Here is a 732-nt window from a genome sequence, read left to right as displayed (position 1 = left end):
TGTTGCGGCTGGGGTCGTGATGCACCTTCCCCCGCAACCAACACTCTTTTCTCCGTTTCCCTCCCCCCCCCCCCCATCCCCCCCCCACCACACCGACTGAGGGCTCCAGGAGGTCATTTACGTGACAGCTGACCTGGCATGGCGCAAGAGCAGCCACAGCGGCGGCGAAGGCGGCAACTGCATTGAGGTCGCCAGTGGGATTCCGGGCTCCATTCCCGTTCGCGACAGCAAGGATCCTTACGGTCCGGCGCTCAGTTTTGCCCTGGAGGCGTGGCGGTCCTTTGTTGCGGGTGTCCGGGTGGGTGACTTTCCTGCCCGTTTCTGAGGAGCTTCTTCGGGCGGCCCTGCGGAGCACGCAGGGCCGCCCGACCTGCCTGGTGTGCAGAGCTCTATTTTGCTCGTTCAAGAGCCTTCCGGTCGGGGGACGTACGGCACATGAGAGATCGAATTCACCAGGCCGTCTGGCGCAAAAGCACGTACAGCAACGGCCAGGGCAACTGCATTGAGGTAGCCGACGGCCTCGCCAGTATCGTCCCCGTTCGCGACAGCAAGGATCTCCACGGACCGGTCCTGAGCTTCACCCCTGAGGCATGGCGATCTTTCGTTGCCGGCATTCAGGCGGGCGACTTTTCGGGCACCAACTGACCTAGTACCGTGGGGGGCGCCACTGCCGCCAGGGGAGACCACCCCCCCGCGCAGGGGCTTGGGGGGGTGCTCCCATGTAGGCGGGAC

At 64.9% G+C, this 732-nt stretch carries 2 protein-coding genes; both read left to right on the top strand.

The features are described 5' to 3' along the window. Nucleotides 1-121: 121 nt before the first annotated feature. Entirely contained in the window at nucleotides 122-325 is a 204-nt protein-coding gene (locus ACFVGO_RS22910) for a DUF397 domain-containing protein (RefSeq protein ID WP_380358560.1), read from the top strand. Between the two features lie 110 nt (nucleotides 326-435). Then, entirely contained in the window at nucleotides 436-645 is a 210-nt protein-coding gene (locus ACFVGO_RS22905) for a DUF397 domain-containing protein (protein WP_380633706.1), read from the top strand. Nucleotides 646-732 lie beyond the last annotated feature (87 nt).

Origin of the sequence: Kitasatospora sp. NPDC057738, from assembly GCF_042798815.1 — a bacterium.
Taxonomy (GTDB): Bacteria; Actinomycetota; Actinomycetes; order Streptomycetales; family Streptomycetaceae; genus Kitasatospora; species Kitasatospora lactacystinica.
Note: the sequence above shows the minus strand (reverse complement) of the source record. Positions and strands in the feature narration are given on the sequence as shown.

Excerpts from the sequence above, each read along its gene's own strand:
- ACFVGO_RS22905 (WP_380633706.1), top strand. The coding sequence starts at position 436 with ATGAGAGATCGAATTCACCAGGCCGTCTGGCGCAAAAGCACGTACAGC.